Source organism: Seohaeicola saemankumensis, assembly GCF_021021435.1.
Classification (GTDB): domain Bacteria; phylum Pseudomonadota; class Alphaproteobacteria; order Rhodobacterales; family Rhodobacteraceae; genus Seohaeicola.
The window spans coordinates 61,657-87,867 of sequence record NZ_JAINWI010000003.1 but is presented as its reverse complement, the minus strand read 5'-3'; the positions used below and the strand labels follow the sequence as shown (position 1 = coordinate 87,867).

The window sequence follows — 26,211 nt, the reverse complement described above, 5'->3', positions numbered from 1 at the left end:
AGGCGATGTCCATTGAGATTCTGATGCCCGCACTGTCGCCCACGATGGAAGAGGGCACGCTGGCGAAATGGCTGGTCAAGGAGGGCGACACCGTTTCGGCGGGCGACCTGTTGGCCGAAATCGAGACCGACAAGGCCACGATGGAATTCGAGGCCGTGGATGAGGGCGTGATCGGCAAACTGCTGGTGGCGGAAGGCACCGAAGGGGTGAAGGTCAATTCCCCTATCGCGCTGCTGCTGGAGGACGGCGAAAGCGCCTCGGATGCCAAGGCAGCGGCGCCGAAGGCTGAGGCTGCACCGAAAGCTGATGCGCCCAAGGCCGAGACGGCCTCGGCAGAGGCCAAAGAGGCGCCTGCCGCCCCCACATCCCCGGATGGAGAGCGGATCTTTGCCTCGCCACTGGCGCGGCGGATCGCGGCGGACAAGGGGTTGGACCTCACCGGCGTCCAGGGATCAGGCCCGCACGGGCGGATCGTGAAAGCGGATGTCGAGGGCGCTGCGCCGCAGCAGGCCAAGGCAGCGACCGCGGATGCATCCAAGACCGATGCGCCAAAATCTGCGCCGGCATCAGCGGCGATGCCTGCAGGTCCGTCCACCGATGCGGTTCTGAAGATGTACGAGGGGCGCACCTATACCGAGGTCAAACTGGACGGGATGCGGAAAACCATCGCCGCCCGTCTGACCGAGGCCAAGCAGACCATCCCGCATTTCTATCTGCGCCGCGATATCGAACTGGATGCGCTGATGGCGTTCCGGTCGAAGCTGAACGCGCAGCTTGACGCGCGAGGCGTCAAACTGAGCGTCAATGATTTCATCATCAAGGCCTGTGCGCTGGCGCTGCAACAGGTGCCTGCCGCCAATGCGGTCTGGGCGGGTGACCGTGTGTTGCAACTGACACCCTCGGATGTGGCGGTGGCTGTCGCGATCGAAGGCGGACTGTTCACGCCTGTTCTGAAGGATGCCGAGATGAAATCGCTGTCGGCGCTAAGTGCCGAGATGAAGGATCTGGCAGCGCGCGCCAAGTCCAAGAAACTGGCCCCGCATGAATATCAGGGCGGCAGCTTTGCCATTTCCAATCTGGGTATGTTCGGGATCGACAATTTCGATGCCGTAATCAACCCGCCGCACGGTGCCATTCTGGCTGTGGGCGCTGGCGTGAAGAAGCCTGTCGTCGGCAAGGATGGTGCGTTGGCGGTGGCGACAGTGATGTCGGTGACCCTGTCGGTGGATCACCGCGTGATCGACGGTGCATTGGGCGCGCAACTGCTGCAGGCCATCAAGGACAATCTGGAAAATCCGCTGGCAATGCTTGCCTAAGTTATTGGTCTGACCGGAACCACAGGCCATTCCATTGTTGTAACAAAGAGACTTCGATCAACCCTGCGTTGATCGAAGTGTTTTCTTTTTTGATTTAGTAGCCTTCTTTGACTATCGTTTGCGCAGAGTAGAAAAAAGGAATGGTGCCGGACCATCAAGCAGGGCGAACCTACAGGGCGGCACAACACAGGCAATGGGCACACTCGAACCCGAAAACGAGCGGTTTTTCCGCAAGACGTTGCGCCATTTCGCGGAGATGCGAAATCAGGGGCCAGAATCTTCGCATGCCGCGGCAAGCTATCCTGCGGACTGGTTCGACATCCCGCAAGACAGGTTGGCCGATTACGGTGCCATGAGTTTTCTGGCAGGGCTGACCAATTACCACCGCGCACAGACAGTCGCGCGCATGATGCATTATTTCGAACCGCCCCTGCGTCTGGGTCATTACAAGATGTTCCGCGCCAACGGGTTTCCACGGGCATTCATCACATGGGCAGGATTGTCGCCGCAGGCCGAGGCCGGTTTTGCCGTAGAGCATCGCCCGCTCGCGCCAGAGGACTGGACCAGCGGGTCGTCGGTCTGGCTGATCGACTTCGTCGCCCCCTTCGGTCATGTCGAAGAGATTGTGCCATTGCTGACCCAGAACCCCGATCTGACGCGTGTGCGGACGCTTTGGCACAACAAGGCGGGCGACCGGTACCGAATTGTGCAATGGAGCCGCGCTGCGGGTGAAACAGCGGTGGCGGTGAATTCTTACGGGGTCAACCAATTCCGCGAGCTGCTGGAACAGGAAGGAGTCTGAAAATGGGCGCACCCAATATTGTCGGCACCACCACGGGCAGTGTGACGGAAAAGACGGTTTCGACAGCCACAGGTACCTTGACGGATAATGGCAACGGCTTTGCCGATACATGGAGTATTTCGGCCGCGCCGACCTACGGATCGGCCACGATCAACGGCAGCGGCCAATGGACCTATGTACTGGATGACAGCAATCCGGCGGTGGATGCGCTGGATGCGGGCGAAACGATGACCGATACATTCGTGGTGCGCCTGACCTCGAACGGTGACGATTTCCAGACCATCACCATCACGATCACCGGCGTGCCCTGTTTCGCCCTTGGCACAAGGATAGATACGCCCGACGGACCCAAGCCGGTCGAGGACCTGCGCGCCGGTGACATGGTCATGACGCTGGATGCAGGGGTTCAGCCGGTTATCTGGACAGGAAGCCGGACAGTTTGCGGACGCGGCGAAGATGCACCGGTATTGATCAAGGCAGGTGCATTGGGCAACCGTGCCGATCTCTTTGTCTCGCCGCAGCACCGGATGCTGATGTCGGCCCCCTTGACCGAGTTGCATAGCGGAGAGCCGGAACTTCTGGTGCCCGCCATCCATCTGATCAATGAGACCACGATCCTGCGCGCGCCTTGTGACGAGGTGACGTATTTCCATATCCTGCTGGCGCAGCACCACATCCTGTTTTCGGAAGGTGCCCCCTCGGAGAGCTTTTTTGCAGGGGGTGAATGGGCCAGCGCCATCCCGGAGGTCGCCGCATGGAGCCGCGATCTGCAAAGCCGCAACCCTGCCCGTTGGGCGCGTGCCACACTGTCGGCCCGCCCGCAAGGGCGGCGGTTCGAGGGGCGTGTTCTGTCGGAACTGATCGCAAGCTGATCCCCTGCGGGATCAGCCTTTTGCGTTGTTCAGAGGATCACAGGCTGCCGCGCAGCAACTGGTCCATTGTGATCGACGGCGTGGCGCATCCCGCCTCGCCCACGACCTTGGCAGGGACACCGGCCACGGTCGTCTTGGGCGGCACATCATGCAGCACGACAGAGCCTGCGGCAATCCGAGAGCAGCGTCCAATATGGATGTTGCCCAGCACCTTCGCCCCTGCCCCGATCAGCACACCGTCCCCGATCTTGGGGTGGCGGTCTTCCTCTTCCTTGCCGGTGCCGCCAAGGGTCACCGAGTGCAGCATCGAGACATTGTCGCCCACGACTGCAGTTTCCCCGATCACGATCGAATGGGCGTGGTCGATCATGATGCCTTTGCCGATACGGGCGGCAGGATGGATATCGACGCCAAAAGCCTCGGACACACGCATCTGAAAGAAATAGGCCAGATCCTGACGCCCCGTAGTCCAGAGCCAATGCGCGACGCGATAGGCTTGCACTGCTTGAAAGCCCTTGAAAAACAACAAGGGCTGCAGGAAACGGTGGCAGGCGGGGTCGCGGTCGAATACGGCCATGATATCGGCGCGCGCGGCAAGCGCCAGCGCGGGATCAGCGCCATAGGCCTCGTCGCAGATCTCGCGGATCAACTGCTCCGACATCTCTCCCGAAGCCAGCTTCAACGCTGTGCGATAGGCCAGCGCGCATTCGATTGAGCCGTGATGCAACACACTGGAATGGATCAGACCGCCCAGCATGGGTTCATCCTGCACGGCCTTCTGCGCCTCGGTCAGGATACGGTTCCAGACCGGGTCGATCTGCGCGAGTTTTGTCTGGGTCTTTGGCATGGTTCGGGTCCTCTTCGCGGCCATGATAAACCAAATAGGCATGGCAGGCCAAACGCAAAGCCGTGCAGTTGAAAAATTTTGCCCATGGCTTGATCTAGGATGCTCTTTGCGAAAGGGCGGTCAGCGCAAGGATCAGGCAACTTGCATAGGCAGGATCGTTCAATGGGGGCTCGGTCGGCAGGGGCGCGCGCCGCGCAGCTGCCATCAGGGTGCCATTGCCCCAATGCGGATGCGCGCGGCCAAAGCGTTTGCGGTAGCGGTCAGCGGCATCGGCCTGCGTGATCAAGGACCGGCAGGCAGCCCAGCGCTGTGCCGGTGGTACCGTCAGCAAATGCCGCGCCAGCGCTGTCAGATCGCCATGCATCACCCGCTGCATTACAGGGTCAGGTCCACACCGGCAGTATAACCCTGCCCTACCCGTGCCGAGACCTGCGCCACCTCGATCCGGAATGCGCCCTGCACCCCGTCTGAAAGCCGCTCGTCGGCGCTATAATGCCACTGCGGAACCGTCAGGACGACTGTGCGCCTGACCGTCGTGCCTTGTATCACCTGCAGATGGTAAACCTCGGCCTCCTCGCCCAACGGGATATCCGGTGCGTCCCATCCATCCGCGTCGATACGGCCGCGGCGTATCCATGTGACGGCCAGCGCGCCACTTGCATCCGCCACCGCACGCAGATGGACAGGCGCATAGGGTTTCAGACCGATCCCGTCAAAGGCCTGCTGGATAGGAGTGAATGACGGATCATCCAGCCCCTGAGCGGCAGGACCGATCCGGTAGTAGCGCAACTGCCCACGGGCTGACGCGGGCAAGGCGATCTGTTCGGGCGTGCCATCCAATAGCACGAATAGGCTGCCCGCAGGCCAGACACCGGGCATCACCGCATCGCTGCCCAATTGCCCGCGCAACAGAAGCGACAGACGGTAGGTATCGGTTCCGACCAGCGTGACACCGGCGAATTGCAGCACCTCCCAGCGGTCTGCCGTACCATCGCCGATTGCGGCCAGATTGCCGCCTGCCAGCAATGTGGGCATGTCGATGGCGTCAAGTCGGCCCGAGGACAGTTTGACCGTGACCGACGCAGCACGGTCCAGCACCCCCGGTCGACCTGCGCCCAGCGCGTCCTGTGTCACCCCGATGATTGAGGGGCGCTGGATCACATGGTTCAGGGTAAAGCCCGCCTCGGTCGGTGCAGCATAAAGCGCGACCGGCCCCGGCCAGGGATCGGCGGTGACAGCGATATGCGGCGCATGGGGGGTCTCGTCGCCCGTCATCAGGGGCAGGTCCAGAAACAGGCCAAGGACCGGCAGCGGCGCTGTAAAGGGCCGGACAGCCACGGCCTCGTCCTCAAGCGCCGCGGGCTGGTGGTTCGCTGGTTCGACCCGCACAGCCTCGACCAACTGGGCATGGCCCAGTTCGACAGTGTCGATCCGGTATTGCGCGCCGGTGTTGTCGCCTTGCAGCGTCAGCAGGTCACCCGCCCCCAGATGCGAAAGCGAAGGAGGCAAGGCCAGTCGCACTGTATCACGCGCGATCCGCGCCTCGGCCAGCCAGCGTTCGGCAATCTGGCGCCCCTCGGCACGGGTCAGCACAAGCGGCAGTTCCGACGCGGCTACGGCATGGGTGGCCTCATCCGGCAGAACAGCCTCTTCCGCGACGGGGTCATAATCGGTACCGGCCTGCACGAAACGCAGTCTGACACGGCCGGTCATATTAGCTTCGGCACTGCGAACATGCTGCGCCTGTGCGGGGCTGTCCGGCAGATCTGCCAGATATTCAGGGGACACGGCATGCGCCTGTCCGTCGCGGCGCATGACAAAGCGCAGCGTTCCGTCACGTTCAACAGCGTCAAAGCCAAAGGCCAGCATCAAAGGTTGCAAGGCCGCACGGGCATCTGCCACCTGCGCCACGGCATAGCCGCGCACGATCCCATGCAGGGTCGATATGTCTTGCCCCTTCAAGCCCGCGCTGGTGCAGATTTCGTCAACGACCGAGGCCAGCGAGCGCGATCCCAACCGTCCCGACACCCAGTGCCCGCGCGCATAGTTGGCAGCATCCCCCCAAAGCGCGCCATTGGCCGGAAAGAACGGATAGGGCCGCGCGTCCCACGCCCAGACAAAGGCGCGAGACATATCCAGCATCGGGGCGCCATAGAGCGGCGAGACTGGGTTATTGGCCGGATCGCGCCAATAGCCCAGCATGGCGCGCAGATATTGCATTTGGATCACCTCGTCCCGCTGACCGTTGGAAAAAGCGGGCAGATAGGATTCCGAGGATTTCGGATCAAGGAACAGATTGGGCTGGTTGGTGGCCTTGTCCACCGCCGCGCAACCGAGTTCGGTAAACCATAAAGGCTTGGACTGCGGCACCCATGCCGTGGGCTGCGGGCTGCGCTGTCCGCCGACACGCTCGTGATGGGAATTGGCCCACCAGTTGCGGATATCCTTGTAGCGCCAGATCCACGGCTCTTGATGCGCGTCATCCGTGATCGGGGTGCGAATCTGCGCGGCTTTCGCCTCGGCCGAGTGATAGAACCAGTCATAGCCCTCGCCACCTTCGATATTGGCGCGCAGATAAGCGGGGTTGTAGATGGATTGCCAAGCTGCATCGGCATGGTCCCGCCCGTCGCGCCAATCGGAGAGCGGCATGTAATTGTCGATTCCGACAAAGTCGATGTCCGGATCGGCCCAGAGCGGGTCAAGATGAAAGAACCGGTCGCCGCTGCCATCTTGTGGCTGATAGCCGAAATATTCCGACCAATCAGCGGCATAGCTGATCTTGACCGTCGGCCCCAGAATGGCCCGCACCTGTCCCGCCAGGGCACGCAGGGCGGCGACAGCGGGAAAACTGTTATCCGGCCCGCGCAACTGCGTCAGGCCGCGCATTTCGGAGCCTATGCAGAAACTGTCGACGCCGCCCGCCGCTGCACAGAGGGCCGCGTGATGCAAGATAAAGCGGTTATAGCGCCATTGGTCGGGACCATGATAGGTCACCTGCCCCGCTGTGACGGTGAAATGGGCGGCGGTCGCATTACCGAAGAACGCCGCCACTTCGGCCTCGGCCTGCGCTGTGCCATCGGGAGAGCCATCCTGCTGCGGTGCCTTGGACCCCGTGATGCGCCCCCGCCACGGCAGAACAGGCTGGTCTGCGGCGTTGCTATAGGGATCGGGACGTCCGTTGCCCGCCAGTTGATCCATCAGGATAAAGGGATAGACCATCACCGCCTGTCCTTCGGCCCGCAAACGCCGGATCGCCGCAACGACCGAGGCATCAGCGGGCGTACCGCCATAGACAGGCCGTCCGTCCAGTTGCGCGATCACCTGCGCTTGTGGACGCGTGACGCCAGACACGGACCACGGCATTTCCCGCCCGTCCACTTGCGCCTGTTCGACCTTTGGCCGGATCGTGCAACTGCCACAGCGCAGATCGTTGCCGAACCAACTGACGATCAGCGATGTCGCGCGACAATGCGGCGCCTCGATCCGCAGACGGTCCAGAGAGGTGACAAGATCGGCCTGTCCGGCAGGCGTGTTGATATTGGCGCTGCGGGAGTGTCCGGGACCGAAAACATAACTGACTGGGGTGTCGGCCAGCGCATATTCACCGCTGCCAGGCATCATTGCGACCGCTCGTACCAGATCGGCGGGATCGGGGTCGGCGGCATCGGGGCCACGCTGGTCGGGGCGCAGCACCTCGAATTCGAATTGCGGGACGCGGTTGCCGAATCGCTCCAGCGCCAGATCCTCGAACACTACATAGGCCGTGCCGCGATAGGCGGGCACCTGCCCCGCACCTTCAATTGCACTGATCAGCGGATCGGGTTGTTGTTGTGCCGTGCCGCGGTGCACGCGCATATTCAGATCGCGCAGCGCCATTTCCGTGCCATCGGCCCAGACGCGCGGCACGCCGCTGATCACGCCCTCGCACAGAGCGATAGCGATGCTGATGCTGTAGCCATAGACGGTTTGCGTCACCTTCGGGCTGCCCTTGCCACCGCCGCTGCGGGTCACGGTGACGGTTTCCTTGAAGTTGCTGGCCCAGATGACATGCCCTGCGACCCGCATACGGCCATAGATACGGGCTATCGCCTCGCCCTCGCCCGATCCGGTCAGGCGCAAACGGTCGACGCGCCCGGTCTCGACCGCTTGTGCGCCATGCCCCAGAAGGCGCTGGTCGATCGCCCGTCCAAGCGTGGCCCCGACCAGCCGCCCTACAGCGACCATCGACAGACCAAGGGCCGTGCCGCCGATCGAGCCGCCAATGGCCCCGCCGGCTGCGGATAGAAGGATGGTTGCCATCACAGGACCCTTTCAGGAAAATTGAAGCGTGCCACGATCCGCCTTTGCCACGCGCTACAAAGCGGGGTCTCGCATACCACGCGACCGGAATAGGCGTGGATAACGGCGGGACCGGACGGGCTGTCTGTGGCAATCCCAAGATGTTTCGCCACCGCGCCCGACCGCATGCGGAACAGCACCACATTGCCGGCTTGATCTGCCACCGCAGAAGGAAAATGCTGCATCATCGCCTGCATCAGCCATTCCTGCCCCTGCGTTTCGGACCAGTCGGGCGCATAGGGCGGCACGGTTGCGGGTTCGGGTCCGACCAGTTCGCGCCAGAGGCCACGAATCAGGCCCAGACAGTCACATCCTACCCCTTTGAGCGAGGCCTGATGCCGGTAGGGTGTGCCGATCCAGTCCCGCGCAGCGGTCACGACGCGGTCGTCATGACGCGTTGTCATCGGCGCGATCCCCCGTTCAAGCGACCCGATTGCGCCGGCGCGACCATCATCCAACCATCGCCCGGAAGGTCGGGGAAGCCTTGGAAATTCACCAAGTTGTCAAATTTACGGGCACAGGTCGCAAAGCGCTTGTCGCATCCGCTGTGGAGTTCGACCACGTCATCCTGCGCCAATGCTGCGCGCAGCGGTTCCCATAGCTCGATCAGGCGTTCGCTACCCTTGAGGGTATCGCTTTTGATCGCACCGGTCAGGCCCTGCGCCGTCCCGTTTATCACCCGCAACAACCCGCGCTGGAACCAGCCTGTAGCCTGAGGCCCAATCCCCGACAGGCACAAGATGCGGCCTTCCTGCACGCTGACAACAGGCAATTGCAGCAAATGCGCGGGGCCGGACAGATCGACGCCGCAGGCGGCATCGCCCAGCACAGCAGTGCAGGACTTTTGATAAATGCGCCCCAAGGGCCTGTTGAGCGCCTCAGTCAGGCCGCGCAATTCGGCGGTAAAGCTGTTCCCGCTGTGCCGCATTTCTCCGATGGTGCCGCGAAACTGCAATTGGCGCTGTGCCGGATCGGTCCAGTTGAGGCGCCAGCAACGCACCTCGGCCCCGTCAAAGCGACCTGCAAGGATGTCCGCCTCGCTGATCGCTGCATCGCTGAGCGCGCCCAGTGCCTCGGTATTGTCCACGGACAGACCGGTGGCCTGTTGCAAAGCGCGCGCGGACAGGCCGCTATCCGCTTTGAAGGTGATCCCGTCAAAGGCCAGATCCAGATCGTGGTCGGTAAAGCCGAAGACAACAGCATCGGTGCGCGTTACCGCCCATGCGTGACACAGCGTTGTCAGACCGCCTGCCAGATGCTGCGCCAGTTCCGCCCTCATAGACGCACCTCCAGTACCGGCACGCGCGGCACCTCGCCCGCCTGAAAGCTGGCGACGCTGGTGGCAATCCGGTCTGTGTCAAAGCGCACGGGTACGTCGAATTCGAAGCCTGCTGTAATCTCCAGACCCGCAGTCGGCGCTTCGGTCAGGCTGACACGTCCGGTGGTCAGATCGACCTCGAAATCGACGCCTTCATAAAGCCGTGTGCCCTCGATCCCCAAAGTCACGGTGCCAAGGACCGGCTTGGCGATGGGGCGCGCATAGGCCTGTTCGCCGGAACGGTAGGTCTTGATCAGTTGGAACTGCCGCGTCACCCCGTCGGCGCGGGCAATGACCTGATCGTCGGGCGACAGGGTGGCCGAAGGCAGACAGGAGCGGAAATCGGCCCAGTCCTTCCAGCGAAAGGCATACATCTGCGCCTGACGCGCCTCGAAAAAAGCGATCAGGCGTTCCACATCATCCAGCGAGCGCAACCCGAGGCCCGCATCATAGCGCCGCCGCGAATGGGCCCATGGCGTATTGCGTTCCTCGAACCCGTTGGCGAGGGTGACGATATCGGTGCGCCGCTCGGGGCCACCCAGTGATCCGAAACTCAGGCTGGCGGGAAATCGCACCTCGTGAAAGCTCATGGCTTGATACCTCATGGATTAGCGGTTGCGCTGGCCCTGTCCCAGCAGGCGCGACATCTGCGCCGCGATCTGCGATTGCGAGCGTTCAAAACCCGCGACATCAGGTGTCTGGATATTGATCACGACATTGACCCGACGTCCGCCGCCACCGCGCACGCCAAGCTTGCCATCCGGACCGCGCGCCAGCGGTATGATCGCCTCTGGTCCTGCTTCACCCATCAGGCCCATACCGCCGCGCATCGGGAAGGTCGTGGGGCTGGTGACGATCCCGCCACTGGCAAAGGGCATGACGCGGCCCTGGGCAAAGCTGCCGCCCTGCGCGAAGGGCAACAGCCCGCCCATCAGCGACCCGATCCCCTTGGACAAAAGACCGCCCATATGGTCGGTCACCGGACGCAGCGCTGACTGGTAGGTGGTATTAACCATGCTTGACGCAACGGTTTTCAGCGCGTCTGACAGTTTCATTCCGTCAAAGGCCAGCCCGTCGAAGGCACGGCGCAATCCGCCACTGAAACCCCGTTCAAGCGTGCCCAGATCACGCCCTGTATCGGCCAGCGCACGGCGCATGCGTTGTAATTCGTTGTCAAAGGCGCCTGCCACATTGGCGGCAGCGCCAAAGCTGGTATCAAGCGCCGTGACCTGATCCTGAAGGCTGCCCATCGCGTCGAAATCAGTCATCTTGCTGTCCTTTCAATGAACCGGACGCCGGATCGGGATAGATCTGCATCAGCCGGTCCAGCCCGCCGCGTCCCATCGGGGCCTGCGCGCCCCCCTTCCCCAGCAGCAGCGCCAGTTCGGCAGGTGTCAGCGCCCAGAAGGAGGCGGGGCTCAGGTGCAAACCGCGCAGCCCTGCACGCATCAGGACGGGCCAGTCCATGCGGTTCATGCAGCGCCCTCCGCATCCGGCAGGCTGAAGGCGCGCACCAGAAGCGTGGCGGCGGCACGGGCAGCCGCCATCGGGCCGCCCGCAATCTCGGCGCGGATCAGATCGGCGGGCGCGCCTTGCCAGCCACCACCGCGCAGCCCTGCAACAACCAGTGCCAGCACATCGCGGCTTGAGAAATTGCCACCCTCAAAACGGGTGACCAGCGCGACAAGACTATCCTCGCCCAAGCCCGCCTCAAGCTCTGCCAATGCGCCCAGCGTCAACTTCAGCACATGGCGCTGGCCGTTGATGACAAGGACCACTTCGCCCGCCCAGGGATTGCAGCCGCCACCCTCCATGTCAGAGCGCCGTAAACACAAGCGCACCGGCCGAGGCCAGCGCAACCTCGTAGGTCGCCTCACCGTTATGCGTGCCTGCATAGTCGATGCTGGTCAGTTGGAACGCGCCTTCGACGATGCCGAAATCGGGGATTACGATCTGGAAGGCAGGTGTCTCGCCGTCAAAGAAGATCTGGCGCGCGCGCTCATCGCTGGCCGCATCGCGAAACACGCCCGAACCGCTGATCGCGGCCGACTTGACGCCGGCACCTGCCAGCAATTCGCGCCAGCCACCCTGACTTTCCAGCGTGGTTACATCGACGCTTTCGGCGTTGAAGCTGACCCGCGTGGCGCGCAGCCCCGCCAATGTAGCGAACTGTCCGTCGCCGGTCAGATCCACTTTGACCAATAGATCCTTGCCGTTCTGGGCACCCATGGCGACCCCTTTCGTTTGTTGGTTTCAGATGTCGTCCAGACGGGCGCGGAAGGTCAGATCAATCCGCCGCCGCTGGCCCGCGCCGTCACGCTTCGCCGTGGCGCGGATGAACCGCAACGACACAAGCCGCCCCCGTGCCAGCACAAGATCGGGGGCCGCCAGCGCATCACATACGCTTGCTGCCGCCAGCTTTGCCTGCTGGAACCCCGCCGCATCGGCGATTAACGAGAGAGTGAAATCATGCTCCGCACCGGCTGCAGAGTGATCGGACAGATCGCGCGCCACCTCGGGGCCGAGGCTCAGGTAAAGCGGTGGGACCGTTCCGGCTGGCAGGGCATCGAAGATCGCACCGTCAAGGGCGGCACTCACTGCCGGATCTGTGGAAAGATGGGCGAAAACTGCCTGTTGGAGGGCCGCAGCACTGGCATAGCTCATCGCGCCACCTCCTCACGGGTGAAACAGGTCAGGTAACGTCCGGCTGGGTCATAGGCGCCAACAGCCAGAATGGTGAAAATACGCGCGCCTTCACGCAGGCGGTGATCGGGGCGCGGACGCATGGGCGATCCTTCGGGGGAAGCGCGTAGCACGATCCGCTGCGCGGCTTGCGACATCGCGGCCGCCCCGACCACAGTGTCGCGCCCCTGTAGCGCTGTGACGGCCACCCAAACCTCGCCCAAAGCTTGCCAATGCTGGACAAAACCGCCCGCCCCGTCCGCGCTGCGCCGGGGCATTTCCAGCACCATACGGCGGCGTAGCAAAGGCACCCTCATAGCGCACCGCGCGGGGATGCAGCCCCAAGTGACAGACGGATGTTGCGATACCGCTCGATCAGGCTGGACACGCCGAAGGGCATGCAACCCGTGCCCAGACCGGTATCCTGCCGGTATTCGTAGAAATGCGCCGCCAGCATCAAAACCGCCTGCGCCAAATCTGCGGGCAATTCCCCCCACGTGGCGGCCATGCCCGCTTGCAAACGCAAGATCACCCGCCCGCCATGCGGAACCGTCGGCAAGACCCCTCCCGGAGCGCGCAGGCAGGGTTGTTGCAGATCCTTGTCCAGACGCCAGAACGCAGGCGAGACAGGCGCATCAATGCCTTGGGCATCGCGCAAAACCATTTCGGTCACCTGCCGCACCGGCCCCAAAGGCAGCGGTTGACATCTTGGATCGCTCCACTGTGCCAGTTCCAGCGCGAAGCCGCGTTCCAGCAGGATCTTTCCGGTTCTGGACTCGATCGCAGCCAAGGCGGCACGCAGGAAGCTTTCTAGCAGTTCGTCCTGAAGATTCGCCTCGGTAAACCCCGTGCCCAGATGCAGATGCGCCTTGAAGGCTGTCAGCGGCAGCACAGAAGCGGGCAGCGTGGTGTCTTCTGTCAACATCATGGAATATCTCCAATATTTTGGCCATTGGGCCCTTCAGCGCTGCCCCCGCCCGCTGGGGCGGGGATGCGCGCGCCGTCTACGATGTCCGGACGGGGAAGCAGCAGGACAGCGCAGTTAAAGCACGGCGCGCGCGGCGAAAGACCGATAGTCCGGCCTTCCGTTGGAAGGCGTCAGGCCGCGGCGAAGCGCAGCAATTTGATCGCCGCAAAATCGCTCACATCACCGCCGACGCGCTTGGTGGCATAGAACAGCACATGCGGCTTGGCACTGAACGGATCGCGCAACACCCGCAGATCGGGACGTTCGGCAATCGTATAGCCTGCCGCAAAGTCGCCAAAGGCGATGGCATGGCTGCCGCTCGCGATATCAGGCATATCCTCGGCAATCAGGACAGGGTATCCCAGCAATCGCGCAGGTTCCGCCGCAGCCAGACCGTCAGACCACAGGAAGCGACCGTCATTGTCTTTCATCTTGCGCACTGCGCCCGCGGTTTTCGAGTTCATCACGAAGACCGCGCGCGCGCGGTAGGCCGCCCCCAGCGCATAGACCAGATCGACGATGGCATCAGCCCCGTCAAAGGCGCCATCCGCCCCTGTCGGCACGGTGCCCAGACTGCCCCAGACCCAGATGTCGTTGTCAATCGTGGCGTGGGTCAAAAATCCGCGCGGCTTGTCGATGCCGTTGCCGCTGACAAAAGCAGCCGCCTCGGCGCGGGCGAAGCGGTCGGCGACACGGCCCGCAAGCCAGCCTTCCAGATCGAACGCGCTGTCATCCAGCAGGCGCTGGCTAGCCTTGGGTAGTGCGCTCAACTCGTGCAGCGGGATGGTGATGCGGTCGATCACCGGCGTGCCGGTCTCGACCGTGCTGCCGGTTTCGGTGGCCCAACCATGACCGATATCGGAGTGATCGACCAGCACGTCGTATGATGTGGCCTCGACCTGCACGACATTGGCAATAGCGCGGACCGATGCGCCCGATGTCAGCACCGAGTGGATACGCTGCGCGGTTTCGGGATCGACCAGATAGCCGCCATCGCCCGCCACGGCCGCGTTCATCGCCTTGCTGTCCAGAACCAGACCGCGCAAACCGTCATCATCGCCCGAGCGCAAATAGGCGGCAAAGGCCTTCTGATGCGGGGCCTCGCCCTCGGACTGGGCCGACAAGGCGGGACGCGATGTTCTGGCGCGTGGCGGATAAGATTTTTGATCAAGCATGGTCAGTCGCTCTTCCTGCTGTTGAAGTCGGTTGTGAATATCGACACGAAAGCCTTTGATATCGCTCATAAAACCTGCTACAGCGGCTTTCAGATCGGATTGCGTTCCGGAGGAAGAAGGCAGGTCATCGGACAGACCTTCCCCGGTCCGAGGCATGGGCTCGGTTGTCATATTTGTGGTTCTCCCGTTGTGATGATCCTAGCCGGATCAGTCTTTCGTCAGCATCGCGCGGCCGGATTGAAACAGGGCCACCAGATCGCGCAGCCCGTCATCCACCGGCATGTCGCTCTTGGCGGATACCTTGGCCGAAGGCAGCATCGGAAACGTCACAAGGGACACTTCCCACAGATCAAGCTCGGTCAGTAGCCGCTGGCCCTTTTCGGTTTTGGCCGAGCGGATCGTGCGATAGCCGATCGACAGACCCTCGATCGCGCCAGCGGCGATCAAGGCTGCGGCCTCGCGCCCTTGTGCGACGCAGTCCAGCAGCCGTCCCTTGACACGCAGGCCGCGCGCATCCTCGACCACCTCGTCCCAGATGCCGATGGGCTGCGCCGGATCATGCTGCCAGAGCATCCTGACGCGCCGCCCCTGTGCCTCCATCGCCTTGAGACAGGTCGCATAGGCACCGCGCGCCACAACATCGCCGCCCTGATCGGGCGCATCGAACAGGCTGGCATAGCCTTCGATCAGCAGTCCTGCCGCATCTCCGGTCAGCGTCAATCCGACCTCGGGGCGGCAAAACTTGTGCTCCAGTCCCGTATCCATCGCCTCTCCTCTCATGGCAGTCCCACCAGCGGGACCGCACCCAGAACCGACTGGACAGCCTGCGCCAGAACCACGGCGACAACGCCATAGACCGCCAGCCAAAGCCGTTTCTCCAGTTTCTCGACCAGCGCCTCCAGCTTTTCGGCTCGCCGGTTCAGGCCTTCAATATGCAGGCTCGACACCCGCTCATGGGCCTCCAAACGCAAGGCAGGCGCGCAATCGAAAGCCTCGAACCCATAGCGGGCAGTTTCGCGCGAACTGGCACGGGGATCGGTCATCTTTGCCCCTCGTCACCGCTGTCATCCGCAGCCAGACGCGCAGGAAGCCCCAGCAGAAGGCGCTTTTCAGCGTCATTGAGAAAATCCGCCTCGGCGACGCGGCGCCATTGCGACTCGCGCTCGCTGGCCAATGCGGGCACCTGATCCAGATCGGGATGCAGGTCCAGCGCCTCGCCAGTGAAGCGTGACAGCCATTCGGCAAGGCTGGCCACAACGCGGGTAGCCATCGGCAAGACCGTCAGACGGTAAAGCGCGCGGTTGGCTTCCTGATAATTGGCGAATGTCGCATCTCCGGGAATGCCCAGCAGCATCGGCGGCACACCGAAGGCCAAGGCGATCTCGCGCGCGGCACTTTCCTTGGTCTGCTGGAACTCCATGTCCGAGGGCGAAAACCCCATCGGCTTCCAGTCCAACCCGCCCTCCAGCAGCATCGGGCGGCCTGCGTTACGCGCCCCCTGATGGTGGTTTTCCATTTCCGAGACCAGGCGGTCATACTGATCGCTGCTCAGACTGCCCTGCCCCTCGGCACCGCGATAGACGATGGCCCCTGACGGACGCGCGGCGTTGTCCAGAAGCGCCTTGGACCAGCGGCTTGCCGCATTGTGGACATCCAGCGCCTGCGCCGCCGCCTGCAGTGGCGAAAAGCCATAATGGTCATCCTGTGGATGGAAGCTTTTGATATGGCAGATCGGACAGAGAAGTCCCGTTACGTCGAAGCGGTGCTTACGCCCGCCGACAGTGTAGTCATAGGCGACAGGCCATCCATCCGCGCCGGGGATCAGGCTCATCCGGTCAGAGCGCAGCACATGCAGTTCCGACAGCGCACCGGTTTCGGTGGTGACCAGTTCCAGATAGGCATTTCCGGTCAGAAGCAGTTGGGCATAGAGCGCCTCAAGCAGTTCGGCGCGGCCCTGCGCGGGGTTGGGGTTGCCCAGCAGCGCCAGAACCGGATGTGTCTCGAACCGCTGGCCGTTTGTCTGCAGGACCAGCGGCAGGGCTGCAGCTGCTTCGGACAACATCTTGATGCAGCGGAAACCGACCGGATTGCCGGTATAGCCTGTGCGCGTCAATGATGCCGTGTCACGCGGGCTCCAGGCGACGCGACCTGCCCCCTGAAAGGCAACAACCGGAGCGGTGGCACTGGACTTGCATTCGGGAACGGTCTGCACCGCGTCGCGCTTGAGAAACTGAAAAACCATGCCACACTCCCTGATCCGGCGCGCTCTCGGGGGTCTTTCGCCACCCGTCCGGCGAACTTTCCCCGGATAGGCACTTTTGATCCCATGTGACGACTATCTGACGCAAAGATTAACAATCCCGGATCAGAGCGCGCGCACCTGCGGACGCCGCCATTGCGCCGATGGTTCGATGATCAGCTCGTGCAGCGCCCAGACCAACGCATCCAGACGATCAGGGCTGCCCTTGCCGGTATAGCCTTGTGCCGTCATGGCGCACATCTGGTCCTCAAGCCGGCCCAAAGCGCCGAAATGCTTGACCCTGCCCTGCTCGTACAGGGCGGCCACCGGTTCCGCCCTTGCAGCCTTGCCACGGGCGGCGTGCAGCCTGCGAAACGGCACCATCGGGTCGATCTGGCGGATCACGTTCTCGACCATCTCGCCGCCCTGATTGACTTCGGCGACCAAGCGGTCCGCGCCCCATTTCTCCATCGCCACGATCGCGCGCTCTGCCCATTGCATCGGCTTGGCCCCTGCAATAGTCGCATCCTCCAGCACATAGGCGCGCCAATCCTGAACCGGCCCGCGTGTCACAGCACCGACAACCACGATCCCGCATTCATCCGACCGCCCATGCGATGTAATTGCCGGATCAATTGCAACGACGATCCGGTCAAGATCGGGCAATTGCGCGATCCGCAAACCGTCCAGTTGTTGCCCGCTCCAGAGCGCGCCTTCCGTTTCCTCCAGCAGAATACCGTCCAGTTCCTGCCGCTCCAGCCGCGATCCGGCATAGCGGATTCGGATTTCTTCAAGAAACGAGTTTGCAAGATTGGCGGCATTGGCCTCGGTCGGGGCATGGGACACAACTGTGCTGGGCATTTTCAGAAGATCTTTCAGCACCCCGACATTGCGGGGGGTTGTCGTGACGCAAACCTGTGGCGCATCACCCAGGCGCAGAGCGAATTGCAGCATGTCCCATGTGGCTTCGGATTTTCGCCATTTGGCCAGTTCGTCCGTCCATGCCCCGTCGAATTGCGGACCGCGCAGGGATTCCGGCTCATGCGCGGAAAAGGCCTGCGCCGTGGCCCCGTTCGGCCAGATGAGCATACGGCGCGTGGCAGACCAGACAGGCGTCCTGTCGGGGGGCGAGCAAGCCAGAATGCCGCTGTCACCAAAGACCATGACCTCGCGCACCTGATCCAGTGTCTCGCCGATCAGCGCAATCCGGCGGCAGCGCCCGGGATCGGCGGGACGCGCACCCTCGACACAAGAGCGCACCCATTCGGACCCAGCCCGCGTCTTGCCTGCCCCCCGGCCGCCCATGATGACCCATGACCGCCAATCACCTGCGGGTGGCAATTGATGGGGCATGGCCCAGAAATCGAACATGAAAGGCAAGGCCAGCAATTCGGGCTCGGTCAATGCGTCAAGAAACGACCGTTGGACCTCGGCAGTCGCGCAGGCGATCCAGTCGGCACCTGACCTGAGATCGGGCGGCGTCGAAATCAATGGCATAGTCATGGGCGATGCCTTCATTTGCCTTGCGATATGTTTCAATTTCGGTCTCCACGTCATGGGCTTGTTTCAGCCAGTAACGGATGTCGGACAAAAGACGCGCGCCCTCGCGGATTGCGCCCTGATCGCCCTCGGCCAGCCGGATCTGGATTTCGATGAGTTCAGATTTCATGATCCTCAGTTGCAGGTCCACGATTCCGATCGTGTTCTGCAGCGCGGCGGCCCGGTCCGGCGGCGCCTCTTCCGGTTCCGCATTCGGGAATATATCTGACATGGTGCTCGCTCTGCCTCGTGCTGGGGAACCCCGTCCTCGGGACATGAAAAAACGGCGTCCGGGAAAGTCCCGACGCCGCTGGTTAATGTCTTCCATCTTGCACAACCTATACGTTAGATCGCGCGCAATGTCAAGATTACTGGACATCCAGAAACTGACAACCGTCCGGTTTCATTAAGAAAATTCTAACAAAACCCTTATGCCGCAAACAGACACACTACGAAACCGCGACAGCCCCAAGTAGGCGCAATCCCGTTCTCAATCCGCCTGTTCTTCCTCTTGCCCTGCCGCCTCGCGCTCGGCTTCGATCCTGCGCCAGACTGCGACATTGCGGTTATGCTCTTCCAATGTCTCGGCAAAGGCATGTCCCCCTGAGCCGTCTGCCACGAAGAAGACGAAGGGTGTATCGTCAGGATCAAGTGCCGCCTCGATACTGGCGCGACCCGGATTGGCAATCGGTGTCGGGGGAAGGCCCTCGATCACATAGGTGTTCCACGGTGTGTCACCACGCAATTCGCTCTGGCGCAGGCCGCGCCCGAGCACGCCTTGGCCGCGGGTGACGCCATAAATTACGGTCGGGTCGGTTTGCAACCTCATGCCACGGTTAAGCCGGTTCACAAAGACCGAAGCGACCTGACGCCGTTCATCTGCAACACCGGTTTCCTTCTCGATGATAGAGGCCAGGATCAATGCCTCTTCGGGCGATGCCAATGGCAAGCCTTCAACGCGATCAGCCCATGCAGTAGCCAGAATCTCGGCCTGCGCCGAGGCCATACGCGCCAGTAGTTCGGTCCGGTCAGCCCCTGGTGCCACCTCATAGCTATCAGGCGCAAGGCTGCCCTCGGCGGGCACTTCGGCCACCTCGCCCGACATGATGTCCAGACGCGACAGCGCGTCGACAACCTGCCAGCTTGTGACCCCTTCGGCCAGTGCCACACGGAAGCGGGTGTCGGACCGCTCGCGCAGGGTTGCGTAATCTGCAGGGGCGTCCTCGCTCGCCGGATCAAAGCTGACCCGCTCGACATAGCGTGTCGTGGCAGGGTCCAGATCGCGCACCACAAGCGAGGCGCTGTTCACGCCGATCCGGTAGACGACCTCGGTACCACAGGTGCTTGGGCCGCCGCGCGTGATGATATCCGCGATTTCCGACATGGATGTGCCGGGCGGAATCAGGAAACTGCCCGCTTTCAGCAATGAGGCCTTATCGGTGTAATCCACGCCAAGCCGGAAAATCCGCCCGTTGGTGATCGCGCCCTCATCTTCGAGTGTGCGACTGACGCGGGCCATGGATGACCCCCGTTCGACCTGCAAACAGATCGCCTGATCCAGCGGGCCGGCAGCCGCATATTCGCGCTGCCCCCAAAGGATCACACCGCCCAGCAGGAAGCCGAGCACCACCAGGAAGGTCACCGCGTTCGAGGCAATGTGGCGCCACATCAGCGCGCCTTTCCGAACAACACGCTGGCATTTGTGCCACCAAACCCAAAGGAGTTGGATAGCGCCACGTCGATCTTGCGCTCCCGTTTGGCATTGGGGGCCAGATCAATCGGTGTTTCCACCGCCGGATTGTCCAGATTGATCGTCGGGGGCGCTACCTGATCGCGAATCGCAAGGATCGAGAAGATCGCCTCGATCGCACCGGCCGCCCCAAGAAGGTGCCCTGTTGCGGATTTGGTCGAGGACATTGTGACATTCGGCGCGTGATCGCCCAACAAACGCTCGACCGCAGCCAGCTCGATGACATCGGCCATCGTGCTGGTGCCGTGGGCGTTGATGTAATCCACATCCGAAGCTTGCAGCCCTGCACGATCCAGCGCCGCTTTCATCGACCGGTAACCACCGTCGCCATCCTCGGATGGGGCAGTGATGTGATAGGCGTCGCCCGACAGTCCATAGCCCAGCACCTCGGCATAGATTTTCGCACCGCGGGCCATGGCATGTTCGTATTCTTCTAAAACGACAACGCCTGCGCCCTCGCCCATGACAAAGCCGTCGCGGTCCGCATCATAGGGACGGCTGGCAGCTTTGGGATCGTCCGCGCGCTTGGTGCTCAGCGCCTTGCAGGCGTTGAAACCGGCTATCCCGATCTCGCAAATGGCGGCCTCGGCCCCGCCGGCGACCATCACATCGGCATCGCCCCATTGGATCAACCGTGCCGCATCGCCGATGGCATGGGCTCCGGTCGAACAGGCCGTGACCACCGAATGGTTAGGCCCTTTGAAGCCGTAGCGGATGCTGACTTGACCCGAGATTAGGTTGATCAGCGCACCCGGAATGAAGAAAGGCGATACGCGGCGCGGGCCTTTTTCCTTGATCAGAAGCGTCGTCGCCTCGATCGACTGCAAACCGCCTATGCCGGACCCCAGCATCACACCTGTCCGCAGGCGATCTTCCTCGGCTTCGGGCATCCAGCCCGCATCCTGCACGGCCTGCGTCGCCGCGGCCATGCCGTAAAGAATGAAATCGTCGACCTTGCGGCGCTCTTTGGGTTCCATCCAGTCGTCAGAGTTGAATGTCCCCTCCGTACCGTCACCCAGAGGCACCTGACAGGCATAGTTCGTCAGCACATTCGAAGGGTCGAACCGCGTGATCGGACCTGCGCCCGATTCCCCCGCCAGCAGGCGTGTCCAGGTTTCCTCGACCCCGCAGGCCAAAGGCGTGACCAATCCCAACCCCGTGACAACCACTCGACGCATGACGTTACCCTTCCCTCATGTTCTTTCGTGCTCATAGCGCGCCTGCCCCCCGATGGGCAAGAGCGGGGACAGCACACGGCACGCCCTGCGCGGATCGCGGCCCGTGACGGGCGCAGTCCAAGGCGTGCCACCAGAATCGAAAAAACCCCCGCCATTACAGCAGGGGTCATTCCATATCGTAGAAAACTGAAACCTCAGGAGGCTTCAGTGATGAATTTCACTGCATCGCCGAACGACTGGATCGTTTCCGCTGCATCATCAGGAATTTCGATGCCGAATTCTTCTTCGAACGCCATCACCAGTTCGACCGTGTCCAGGCTGTCGGCACCCAGATCGTCGATGAACGAGGCGTTCTCGACAACCTTGTCCTCATCCACACCCAGGTGTTCTACCACGATCTTCTTCACGCGGTCTGCGATATCGCTCATGTCCAAGTCCTCATACCGTTCGGGCGATTTGCCCATTTTCTGCCCTTGCCCTTAGGCTCGGCACTTCGTGATGCCCTGTGTATCGGGCGGCTCGTCATCCCGCAAGGCAGGACGTCCAAGGGCAGTCATAAAGGTGCCCCCAGCAAATCTGCGTGGCCTATAGCACATGGCGCGCCATTGGCAAACGCTTTCACGCGGCCCCTTCCCCGGGATCAGCGCGCCCGAAGTATTTCCCCGCAACGCCGAAAAACCGGTTAAGCCTGCGATCTTGCAACCTTGTCACAAGAACGGCCTGCCAAGGCCGTTTCAGATCATCGCCATGCCGCCATTCACATGCAGCGTGGTGCCCGTGACATAACCCGCCTCTGGGCTGGCAAGATAGAGAACAGCCGCCGCGATTTCCTCGGGCGCGCCCATGCGGGCAGCGGGAATTTTCGTATTGATCGCAGCCTTCTGGTCATCCGTCAGCTTGTCGGTCATCGCCGTCGCGATAAAGCCCGGCGCCACCGCATTGGCGGTGATCCCGCGGCTTGCCACCTCATAGGCGATGGATTTGGTCATCCCGACCAGACCCGCCTTCGAGGCAGCATAATTCGCCTGTCCGGGATTGCCTGTGGCCCCCACGATGGACGAGATATTGATGATCCGCCCCCAACGCGCCTTCATCATCGGACGCATGACGCCACGGCACAGACGCATCGTGGCGGTCAGGTTCACGTCCAGCACGCTTTGCCATTCGTCATCCGACATCCGCATGAAAATCTGATCGCGGGTAATCCCTGCGTTATTGACCAGAATATCGACCGCGCCCATCGCCTCGACCGCCTGTTTCGGCAGGGACTCGACGGCTTGAGGATCGCTCAGGTTGCAGGGCAGGACATGGCAGCGCCCGCCCAGTTCCGTCGCCAGCGCCTCCAGCGGCTCGACCCGCGTGCCGGACAGCGCGACGGTTGCGCCCGCTCCGTGCAGGACCTTGGCGATCTCACCGCCGATTCCGCCCGAAGCACCCGTGATCAGTGCGCATTTTCCTGTCAAATCAAACATTTTGGTTCCTTTGTCCTAATTCGCGGCGGCCAGCGCAGCGGTCACATCATCCGAGGTGCCAATCGCGCGGCATTCAAGTTCACGCACGATCCGGCGGATCATGCCTGCCAGCGCCTTGCCAGCGCCCACTTCCCAACATTCGGTCACACCGGCATCCGCCATCCACAGCACGCTTTCGCGCCAGCGCACCGATCCAGTGACCTGTTCCACCAGCAGGGCACGGATCAGATCGGGGTCTGTCACTGCCTCGGCGCGCACATTGGCGACAAGCGGCACGACAGGTGCGTTGATGGCGACCTCGGTCAATGCGGCGCGCATCACCTCGGCGGCGGGTTGCATCAGGGCGCAATGGAAAGGCGCGCTGACCGGCAGGATCACCGCCCGCTTCGCCCCTTTGGATTTCGCGATCTCGACCGCGCGCTCCACCGCCGCCTTATGGCCCGAGACAACAACCTGCCCCGGATCATTGTCATTGGCAGCCTGACAGACCTGCCCCTGCGCCGCCTCGATTGCCACATCTTGCGCTGCGGCGAAATCCAGCCCCAGAAGGGCCGCCATCGCGCCAACACCGACCGGCACAGCGTCCTGCATGGCGCGGCCGCGTATCCGCAATAGCCGTGCCGCATCCGCCACGCTCAGCGCGCGCGCGGCAGCAAGTGCGGAATATTCCCCCAGCGAATGGCCCGCTACAAAGGCCGCATCGGTCACTTTGACACCCTCGGCCTCAAGCGCGCGCATTGCGGCGATGGATGTCGCCATCAGCGCGGGTTGCGCGTTCTGCGTCAGGGTCAGCGCGTCTTGCTCGCCCTCCCAGATCAGGGCCGAGAGTTTCTCGCCCAAAGCGTCATCGACCTCGTCGAACACCGCCTTGGCTTCTGGATAGGCCTGCGCCAGATCACGGCCCATGCCGATTGTCTGCGCCCCCTGCCCCGGAAATACATATGCCCTGCTCATCGCATCCTCCCGTAAGTGCCGCATCAGGGAGACTGCCCCATGCGATCTTGTCATCCGATCCGGTCGGAATACCGCGCCCGCCACATCTTCGCAACGCCTGTGCGCGCAGTGCTGCACGTTGGATGTGCGCCCAACCCGGATTGGCCCTGACACGCGGCGGGGCTATTTCTGGAAAAAGATGACCGTATCAAAGGACCGCCCCATGCCACGCCGGAACAGTGCCATTGAATATGGCAGCGTCACAAAAACCTTTCACTGGCTGACCGCCCTTCTGATCCTTTCCGCGATCCCGCTGGGATTGATCGCCACAAACCTTGCCCACCGGATCGAGGCTGGCGAGACCGATCTTATCGGTCTGACCACGCTTCTGTTCTCGCTGCACAAGACAATCGGCATTGCCGCCTTCGCCACCGCGCTGGGGCGGATCATCTGGGCCATCAGCCAGCCAAGCCCCGGCCTGCTGAACGGCGCACGCCGCACCGAGGCGAATTTGGCGGGAACGGTCCATTGGCTGCTCTACGGGGCAATGCTGATCACGCCGCTGTCGGGCTGGGTGCATCATGCTGCAACAAGCGGTTTCGCCCCGATCTGGTGGCCACTGGGCCAAACACTTTTCTTTGTGCCACAAAGCGCTGTTGTCGCGGATGCGGCGTCCACGGTGCATTTTCTGGCCTCACGTGTGCTGATCATCTCGATCCTGTTGCATGTCGCAGGCGCGTTGAAACACCACCTGATCGACAAGGATGACACCCTGCGCCGCATGTTGCCGCTGGCCAAAGCCACAACCACCCCAAGCCCCGCGCAACCAGGTCATGCCCTGCCACTGGTGGCCGCTGGAATCATCTGGCTGGGCATTCTGGGCGCGGGTGCCGCGCCTGCGCTGATCAGCTTGCCTGCCAACAGCGAGAGCGCCGCGCAGCAGACCGCCGCCGCCGGTGACTGGCAGGTCGAGAATGGCACGCTGGCACTGACGATCCGTCAGATGGGCAGCGATGTCGCGGGAAAGTTCAGTGACTGGACCGCGCAGATCAGCTTTGTCGACGATCCCGCGCAGGACCGTAACGGTTCGGTGCGAGTCGAGGTCACCATCGGCTCTCTCAGCCTCGGGTCGGTGACAGGGCAAGCGATGGGGGCCGATTTCTTCGACGAGGCCAAACATCCTCGCGCTGTGTTCGAGGCGGATATCCTGCGCGACGGTGATGGCTTTGTTGCGGACGGAACCCTCAGCATCAAGGGTAATGCCGTGCCTGTGCGTCTGCCCTTTGCGCTAGAGTTGAACGGCAATCAGGCCGATATGACGGGCGAGATGACGCTGGATCGCCGCGATTTCAGGATCGGAGCCAGTGTTGATGAGGCTGGAACCCTCGCCTTCGAGGTCGGCATTGCTGTCGCCCTCACCGCGCAACGCGTGGCCAGCGCAAACTGAAAAAGGCGGTGTATTCAAAAGAAAAGGTTCTGTCTGCAAACCGTGTTTTTGGGCTGTGCGGACAGAGCTGCCTCTCACCGCACGCGCGAACACCATGACGCGGGCAGATTGATGTCGCACCGGCGTTCAGACGCAGACTTCCACTGTCGGCTGAACATATGGCAGATTATCTGCCATATGTCTTTGAATGCGTTCTCTTTTCCGGAACTGCTGGATTGTTGTGCAGGATCCAAGGCGCAGTCGTAAGACTCACAAGGCAGCTAAATCAAAGTTACTCCGGCCGCTTTCGCCAGGCGTCGAAGGTCGGAGGTATCATTGTCGCGTTAAATTCTACGCGTGGTTTTTGGGGTTTCCCATTGGGTGATGCAAATTGCGTTCGGGGATCGCCCGTTTGAGCCAGTTCCGCGAATGATATGGTTTCCCTTTGCCTTGAATTCTAAGCGGCGCGAAATGATAATTTGTCGTGAACGACCGGCTGCGAAACCCGATCCCGTTTGCCCGCCGCGAAAGCTTCCTCCCAGGCTTGAGATGCACACGCGCGCACTCGTCAAAGAGCGCTTCGTCGCCCGGATCACTTTTTCGAACACCACCTTCCTTTTCTGTTGGGCGTTGTGACTATCCCTGATGAGGGCGGCTGAATTAGGGCTGGAATCTGGTCAATTCGGATATCTGGTATCTTTCAAGAATGACCTTGGCATCCCATGCACAATGAAAGTTAATTTTGCAGCGACACAGACGATCGCGGACCTACGTTCCCACAAGCAGGTATGGGACAGTCGCAGAAAGAAGGTTGGTCTGGTCATGTTGGATGCAACGGGGCGGCTTTTTGTCAAAAAAGGCTCAAAGCAGATGTCCGACCGGACCAGCACCTGGCCCATGATGCACGAAAAACCTCTGTCGGCAGTATCCCCGCCAGCCTCACCTGTATGCACCGAATGATGCCGTTCAGATTCTTCGTGGCAGCTCTGCATAAGGGTTTTCTAAGCCGGTCATAGCGGGCACGCAACGCGTTTACATTCTGGATGTGACAGCAGCCTGCGGCGCCTCGCTTGCCTGGCTTGCTGCCGACGACGAAGTGCGCGATGTCACCCGCCGCAGCGAGGTGCCTGTAACCATCCGCACCGGCCGAGCAGGGCATGGCCTCAGCTGGCACCAAGGGTTTCATCGCCCCCCCCGCTCCTTTGCAGTTCGGTAGCCGCTGAAAGAGGCAAAAACCATCACGATCTTCACCGGTGAGGATAGGGATCTTCCTTCTCGAAAGACCCCGCATCATTTTCAGTCCTTGCGTCGTGAAATCTTTCCAGCGGGCGCGGCGGTTGTGGAACATTCTGCGGGT

28 protein-coding genes are annotated in these 26,211 nt (G+C 62.1%); 4 read left to right on the top strand and 24 right to left on the bottom strand.

Translation table 11 applies throughout. From position 1 onward, the window contains the following. The first annotated feature begins 5 nt into the window (after positions 1–5). The 3 genes from K7H22_RS00580 to K7H22_RS00570 all read left to right on the top strand — a co-directional run bounded on the left by K7H22_RS00580 (position 6) and on the right by K7H22_RS00570 (position 2,990). Positions 6–1,316: a pyruvate dehydrogenase complex dihydrolipoamide acetyltransferase gene (locus K7H22_RS00580; RefSeq protein WP_230798572.1), complete on the top strand. Its 1,311-nt coding sequence runs from the start codon at positions 6–8 to the stop codon at positions 1,314–1,316. 193 nt (positions 1,317–1,509) lie between these two features. Continuing rightward, entirely contained in the window at positions 1,510–2,118 is a 609-nt protein-coding gene (locus K7H22_RS00575; protein WP_230798571.1) for a toxin-activating lysine-acyltransferase, read from the top strand. 2 nt (positions 2,119–2,120) lie between these two features. Beyond that, complete coding sequence (locus K7H22_RS00570; protein WP_230798570.1) at positions 2,121–2,990, top strand: Hint domain-containing protein; 870 nt, start codon at positions 2,121–2,123, stop codon at positions 2,988–2,990. A 37-nt stretch (positions 2,991–3,027) separates the two neighbouring features. On the opposite strand, the gene cysE is transcribed toward K7H22_RS00570, so the two are convergent. From cysE to fabD, 24 genes are all read right to left on the bottom strand, one after another. Next, complete coding sequence (gene cysE, locus K7H22_RS00565) at positions 3,028–3,837, bottom strand: serine O-acetyltransferase (RefSeq protein ID WP_230798569.1); 810 nt, start codon at positions 3,835–3,837, stop codon at positions 3,028–3,030. 94 nt (positions 3,838–3,931) lie between these two features. Further along, positions 3,932–4,213, bottom strand: coding sequence for a hypothetical protein (locus tag K7H22_RS00560; RefSeq protein ID WP_230798568.1), 282 nt, complete (start codon positions 4,211–4,213; stop codon positions 3,932–3,934). Beyond that, on the bottom strand, positions 4,213–8,136 hold the full coding sequence (locus tag K7H22_RS00555) for a baseplate multidomain protein megatron (protein ID WP_230798567.1): 3,924 nt from the start codon (positions 8,134–8,136) through the stop codon (positions 4,213–4,215). Before K7H22_RS00555 ends, K7H22_RS00560 begins: the two co-directional genes overlap by 1 nt. Next, a complete protein-coding gene (locus tag K7H22_RS00550) occupies positions 8,136–8,579 on the bottom strand; it encodes a peptidase (RefSeq protein WP_230798566.1) in 444 nt (147 codons plus the stop codon). The genes K7H22_RS00555 and K7H22_RS00550 overlap by 1 nt, the downstream gene beginning before the upstream one ends. Next, complete coding sequence (locus tag K7H22_RS00545; protein ID WP_230798565.1) at positions 8,576–9,454, bottom strand: DUF2163 domain-containing protein; 879 nt, start codon at positions 9,452–9,454, stop codon at positions 8,576–8,578. The genes K7H22_RS00550 and K7H22_RS00545 overlap by 4 nt, the downstream gene beginning before the upstream one ends. After that, the gene (locus K7H22_RS00540; protein WP_230798564.1) at positions 9,451–10,083 is read right to left on the bottom strand and encodes a DUF2460 domain-containing protein; all 633 of its coding nucleotides are present in this window, start codon (positions 10,081–10,083) and stop codon (positions 9,451–9,453) included. Before K7H22_RS00540 ends, K7H22_RS00545 begins: the two co-directional genes overlap by 4 nt. Positions 10,084–10,101: 18 nt before the next feature. Further along, positions 10,102–10,761 carry a phage tail tape measure protein gene (locus K7H22_RS00535; RefSeq protein ID WP_230798563.1) on the bottom strand — a complete coding sequence of 220 codons (660 nt, stop codon included), beginning with the start codon at positions 10,759–10,761 and terminating at the stop codon, positions 10,102–10,104. Beyond that, entirely contained in the window at positions 10,754–10,969 is a 216-nt protein-coding gene (locus K7H22_RS00530) for a rcc01693 family protein (RefSeq protein WP_230798562.1), read from the bottom strand. The genes K7H22_RS00535 and K7H22_RS00530 overlap by 8 nt, the downstream gene beginning before the upstream one ends. After that, positions 10,966–11,307 (bottom strand): gene transfer agent family protein, encoded by a 342-nt coding sequence (locus K7H22_RS00525; protein ID WP_230798561.1) that lies wholly within the window; start codon positions 11,305–11,307, stop codon positions 10,966–10,968. The genes K7H22_RS00530 and K7H22_RS00525 overlap by 4 nt, the downstream gene beginning before the upstream one ends. A 1-nt stretch (position 11,308) precedes the next feature. Beyond that, positions 11,309–11,722 carry a phage major tail protein, TP901-1 family gene (locus K7H22_RS00520; RefSeq protein ID WP_230798560.1) on the bottom strand — a complete coding sequence of 138 codons (414 nt, stop codon included), beginning with the start codon at positions 11,720–11,722 and terminating at the stop codon, positions 11,309–11,311. A 24-nt stretch (positions 11,723–11,746) separates the two neighbouring features. Beyond that, on the bottom strand, positions 11,747–12,157 hold the full coding sequence (locus tag K7H22_RS00515) for a DUF3168 domain-containing protein (RefSeq protein WP_230798559.1): 411 nt from the start codon (positions 12,155–12,157) through the stop codon (positions 11,747–11,749). Further along, positions 12,154–12,453 (bottom strand): head-tail adaptor protein, encoded by a 300-nt coding sequence (locus tag K7H22_RS00510; RefSeq protein WP_230798558.1) that lies wholly within the window; start codon positions 12,451–12,453, stop codon positions 12,154–12,156. The genes K7H22_RS00515 and K7H22_RS00510 overlap by 4 nt, the downstream gene beginning before the upstream one ends. A 35-nt stretch (positions 12,454–12,488) precedes the next feature. Then, positions 12,489–13,103, bottom strand: a complete 615-nt coding sequence (locus K7H22_RS00505; RefSeq protein WP_230798557.1) for a head-tail connector protein — start codon at positions 13,101–13,103, stop codon at positions 12,489–12,491. A gap of 170 nt (positions 13,104–13,273) precedes the next feature. Next, a complete protein-coding gene (locus tag K7H22_RS00500) occupies positions 13,274–14,473 on the bottom strand; it encodes a phage major capsid protein (RefSeq protein ID WP_230798952.1) in 1,200 nt (399 codons plus the stop codon). A 51-nt stretch (positions 14,474–14,524) separates the two neighbouring features. Then, on the bottom strand, positions 14,525–15,082 hold the full coding sequence (locus K7H22_RS00495; RefSeq protein WP_230798556.1) for an HK97 family phage prohead protease: 558 nt from the start codon (positions 15,080–15,082) through the stop codon (positions 14,525–14,527). Between the two features lie 11 nt (positions 15,083–15,093). Continuing rightward, positions 15,094–15,360, bottom strand: coding sequence for a GTA head formation protein, RCAP_rcc01685 family (locus K7H22_RS00490; RefSeq protein WP_230798555.1), 267 nt, complete (start codon positions 15,358–15,360; stop codon positions 15,094–15,096). Beyond that, positions 15,357–16,559, bottom strand: coding sequence for a phage portal protein (locus K7H22_RS00485; protein WP_230798554.1), 1,203 nt, complete (start codon positions 16,557–16,559; stop codon positions 15,357–15,359). Before K7H22_RS00485 ends, K7H22_RS00490 begins: the two co-directional genes overlap by 4 nt. Positions 16,560–16,682: 123 nt before the next feature. Further along, positions 16,683–18,053 carry a DNA-packaging protein gene (locus tag K7H22_RS00480; RefSeq protein WP_230798950.1) on the bottom strand — a complete coding sequence of 457 codons (1,371 nt, stop codon included), beginning with the start codon at positions 18,051–18,053 and terminating at the stop codon, positions 16,683–16,685. Next, positions 17,965–18,327, bottom strand: coding sequence for a hypothetical protein (locus tag K7H22_RS00475; protein ID WP_230798553.1), 363 nt, complete (start codon positions 18,325–18,327; stop codon positions 17,965–17,967). The genes K7H22_RS00480 and K7H22_RS00475 overlap by 89 nt, the downstream gene beginning before the upstream one ends. 258 nt (positions 18,328–18,585) lie before the next feature. Beyond that, positions 18,586–19,764: an endolytic transglycosylase MltG gene (gene mltG / locus K7H22_RS00470; protein WP_230798552.1), complete on the bottom strand. Its 1,179-nt coding sequence runs from the start codon at positions 19,762–19,764 to the stop codon at positions 18,586–18,588. Next, a complete protein-coding gene (fabF, locus tag K7H22_RS00465; RefSeq protein ID WP_230798551.1) occupies positions 19,764–21,023 on the bottom strand; it encodes a beta-ketoacyl-ACP synthase II in 1,260 nt (419 codons plus the stop codon). Before fabF ends, mltG begins: the two co-directional genes overlap by 1 nt. Positions 21,024–21,217: 194 nt before the next feature. After that, positions 21,218–21,451 carry an acyl carrier protein gene (locus K7H22_RS00460; protein WP_068293114.1) on the bottom strand — a complete coding sequence of 78 codons (234 nt, stop codon included), beginning with the start codon at positions 21,449–21,451 and terminating at the stop codon, positions 21,218–21,220. A 306-nt stretch (positions 21,452–21,757) separates the two neighbouring features. Next, positions 21,758–22,495, bottom strand: coding sequence for a 3-oxoacyl-[acyl-carrier-protein] reductase (gene fabG / locus K7H22_RS00455; RefSeq protein WP_230798550.1), 738 nt, complete (start codon positions 22,493–22,495; stop codon positions 21,758–21,760). Positions 22,496–22,510: 15 nt separating this feature from the next. Then, on the bottom strand, positions 22,511–23,449 hold the full coding sequence (gene fabD, locus K7H22_RS00450) for an ACP S-malonyltransferase (RefSeq protein ID WP_230798549.1): 939 nt from the start codon (positions 23,447–23,449) through the stop codon (positions 22,511–22,513). Positions 23,450–23,651: 202 nt separating this feature from the next. Between fabD and K7H22_RS00445 the strand changes: the two genes are divergently transcribed. Beyond that, positions 23,652–24,875: a cytochrome b/b6 domain-containing protein gene (locus K7H22_RS00445; protein ID WP_230798548.1), complete on the top strand. Its 1,224-nt coding sequence runs from the start codon at positions 23,652–23,654 to the stop codon at positions 24,873–24,875. Positions 24,876–26,211 lie beyond the last annotated feature (1,336 nt).

What these genes read in the sequence shown, in the direction of transcription:
- K7H22_RS00570 (WP_230798570.1), top strand. Translation starts at nt 2,121, where the DNA reads ATGGGCGCACCCAATATTGTCGGCACCACCACGGGCAGTGTGACGGAA.
- K7H22_RS00540 (WP_230798564.1), bottom strand. Translation starts at nt 10,083, where the DNA reads ATGAGCTTTCACGAGGTGCGATTTCCCGCCAGCCTGAGTTTCGGATCA.
- K7H22_RS00525 (WP_230798561.1), bottom strand. Translation starts at nt 11,307, where the DNA reads ATGGAGGGTGGCGGCTGCAATCCCTGGGCGGGCGAAGTGGTCCTTGTC.
- K7H22_RS00555 (WP_230798567.1), bottom strand. Translation starts at nt 8,136, where the DNA reads ATGGCAACCATCCTTCTATCCGCAGCCGGCGGGGCCATTGGCGGCTCG.
- K7H22_RS00515 (WP_230798559.1), bottom strand. Translation starts at nt 12,157, where the DNA reads ATGAGCTATGCCAGTGCTGCGGCCCTCCAACAGGCAGTTTTCGCCCAT.
- K7H22_RS00560 (WP_230798568.1), bottom strand. Translation starts at nt 4,213, where the DNA reads ATGCAGCGGGTGATGCATGGCGATCTGACAGCGCTGGCGCGGCATTTG.
- K7H22_RS00445 (WP_230798548.1), top strand. Translation starts at nt 23,652, where the DNA reads ATGCCACGCCGGAACAGTGCCATTGAATATGGCAGCGTCACAAAAACC.
- K7H22_RS00520 (WP_230798560.1), bottom strand. Translation starts at nt 11,722, where the DNA reads ATGGGTGCCCAGAACGGCAAGGATCTATTGGTCAAAGTGGATCTGACC.
- cysE (WP_230798569.1), bottom strand. Translation starts at nt 3,837, where the DNA reads ATGCCAAAGACCCAGACAAAACTCGCGCAGATCGACCCGGTCTGGAAC.
- K7H22_RS00485 (WP_230798554.1), bottom strand. Translation starts at nt 16,559, where the DNA reads ATGGTTTTTCAGTTTCTCAAGCGCGACGCGGTGCAGACCGTTCCCGAA.
- K7H22_RS00535 (WP_230798563.1), bottom strand. Translation starts at nt 10,761, where the DNA reads ATGACTGATTTCGACGCGATGGGCAGCCTTCAGGATCAGGTCACGGCG.
- K7H22_RS00530 (WP_230798562.1), bottom strand. Translation starts at nt 10,969, where the DNA reads ATGAACCGCATGGACTGGCCCGTCCTGATGCGTGCAGGGCTGCGCGGT.
- fabF (WP_230798551.1), bottom strand. Translation starts at nt 21,023, where the DNA reads ATGCGTCGAGTGGTTGTCACGGGGTTGGGATTGGTCACGCCTTTGGCC.
- K7H22_RS00575 (WP_230798571.1), top strand. Translation starts at nt 1,510, where the DNA reads ATGGGCACACTCGAACCCGAAAACGAGCGGTTTTTCCGCAAGACGTTG.
- K7H22_RS00475 (WP_230798553.1), bottom strand. Translation starts at nt 18,327, where the DNA reads ATGTCAGATATATTCCCGAATGCGGAACCGGAAGAGGCGCCGCCGGAC.
- K7H22_RS00580 (WP_230798572.1), top strand. Translation starts at nt 6, where the DNA reads ATGTCCATTGAGATTCTGATGCCCGCACTGTCGCCCACGATGGAAGAG.
- K7H22_RS00550 (WP_230798566.1), bottom strand. Translation starts at nt 8,579, where the DNA reads ATGACAACGCGTCATGACGACCGCGTCGTGACCGCTGCGCGGGACTGG.
- K7H22_RS00510 (WP_230798558.1), bottom strand. Translation starts at nt 12,453, where the DNA reads ATGCCCCGGCGCAGCGCGGACGGGGCGGGCGGTTTTGTCCAGCATTGG.
- K7H22_RS00545 (WP_230798565.1), bottom strand. Translation starts at nt 9,454, where the DNA reads ATGAGGGCGGAACTGGCGCAGCATCTGGCAGGCGGTCTGACAACGCTG.
- fabG (WP_230798550.1), bottom strand. Translation starts at nt 22,495, where the DNA reads ATGTTTGATTTGACAGGAAAATGCGCACTGATCACGGGTGCTTCGGGC.
- K7H22_RS00490 (WP_230798555.1), bottom strand. Translation starts at nt 15,360, where the DNA reads ATGACCGATCCCCGTGCCAGTTCGCGCGAAACTGCCCGCTATGGGTTC.
- mltG (WP_230798552.1), bottom strand. Translation starts at nt 19,764, where the DNA reads ATGTGGCGCCACATTGCCTCGAACGCGGTGACCTTCCTGGTGGTGCTC.
- K7H22_RS00495 (WP_230798556.1), bottom strand. Translation starts at nt 15,082, where the DNA reads ATGGATACGGGACTGGAGCACAAGTTTTGCCGCCCCGAGGTCGGATTG.
- K7H22_RS00505 (WP_230798557.1), bottom strand. Translation starts at nt 13,103, where the DNA reads ATGATGTTGACAGAAGACACCACGCTGCCCGCTTCTGTGCTGCCGCTG.
- K7H22_RS00480 (WP_230798950.1), bottom strand. Translation starts at nt 18,053, where the DNA reads ATGCCATTGATTTCGACGCCGCCCGATCTCAGGTCAGGTGCCGACTGG.
- K7H22_RS00500 (WP_230798952.1), bottom strand. Translation starts at nt 14,473, where the DNA reads ATGCCTCGGACCGGGGAAGGTCTGTCCGATGACCTGCCTTCTTCCTCC.
- fabD (WP_230798549.1), bottom strand. Translation starts at nt 23,449, where the DNA reads ATGAGCAGGGCATATGTATTTCCGGGGCAGGGGGCGCAGACAATCGGC.
- K7H22_RS00460 (WP_068293114.1), bottom strand. Translation starts at nt 21,451, where the DNA reads ATGAGCGATATCGCAGACCGCGTGAAGAAGATCGTGGTAGAACACCTG.